1 protein-coding gene is annotated in these 1,234 nt (G+C 48.1%); it reads right to left on the reverse strand.

The genetic code is table 11. From position 1 onward, the window contains the following. Positions 1 to 1,234: VCBS domain-containing protein (locus R7M72_RS25065; protein ID WP_318056455.1), on the reverse strand; the 1,234-nt coding region annotated here is incomplete at both ends.

Genomic DNA, 1,234 nt, shown 5'->3' on the forward strand with positions numbered 1-1,234 from the left:
GATGATTGGGAAGTTCAGCGTTAGCTCGTCGCTATTAATAGCGTGATCGATTGGGCCTTCCAGTGTGAAGTTATAACTGCCATCCGTTTTCACTACCAACGTAAAGACAGGGTTACCATCTGCGGCCGCAACGTAGCTGAAGCTGCCATCAGGATTTGCAGTCTCTATCAACGTCACTGAGTTGCCTTGCGAGGTGAGCCCTGCAACCACATCTACAGAGGTATCTAACTGGTAACTCACCACGCGGTCAGAACCTTGCGTTGTCGTGAACTGACCATCAATCGTAAGTGAATCATTTTGGTCCGAACCGATGTTCGCTAAGTCGTCTTCATCAACAGTGATGGCTTCAACATTTGTGATAGTCGGTTGGTCATCGGTAATCGTGACAGGAATAACGGCGGAAGTCGTGTCTCCATCAAAATCGGTCACTGTGATCGGGAAGTTGAGCGTTAAGCTGTCACTGTTTGCTGCATGGTCAATCGCGCCTTCAAGGGTAAAGTTGTAGCTGCCGTCTGGATTGACGGTTAATGTGAATACCGGATTTGTCCCTGCTGTTGCCGTATAAGTGAAGCTTCCATCAGAATTAGCCGTTTCCGTCATTGTGACGGCTACGCCTTGTGAGGTTAATCCATCAACAGGTGTCGCATTCGAGTCAAGCTGGTAACTCACAACTCTGTCTGCACCTTCAGTGGTCGTAAACCGGCCATCAATTGAAACTGGGTCGTTTTGGTCTGAACCGATACCAGCCAGATCGTCTTCATCAACACTGATCGCTTCAAAATCCGTTACAACTGGCAATGAGTCAACGATCGTGACTGGCAACGTAATTTTGCTCGTGTCGCCATCAAAATCCGTCGCGATGATGGAAAAGTCCAACGTTAAGGTGTCACTATTTGGAGCATGATCAACAGCCCCTTGCAGTTCAAACGAGTAACTCCCTTCACTGTTTACCTGTAACGTAAATACCGAATTGCCGTTTGCCGTCGCTGTGTAGGTAAAGCTGCCGTTAGCATTGCTGACTTCAACCAACGTGATAACTTGACCGTTGGAGGTCAAACCGTTTAGCGGGTCTGAACCTGTTTCAAGCTGGTACTGAACCACACCATCTGAGCCTTGCGTGGTTGTAAACTGCCCTTCAACCAACAACGCGTTTGATTGCCCACCATTCGTGATGAGATTATTTTCATCCACAGTGAGAGGCACGACATTCTCAATCGTAGAAATCGGAAGAGCG

This window comes from Vibrio sp. YT-18 (assembly GCF_033337345.1).
Taxonomy (GTDB): domain Bacteria; phylum Pseudomonadota; class Gammaproteobacteria; order Enterobacterales; family Vibrionaceae; genus Vibrio; species Vibrio alginolyticus.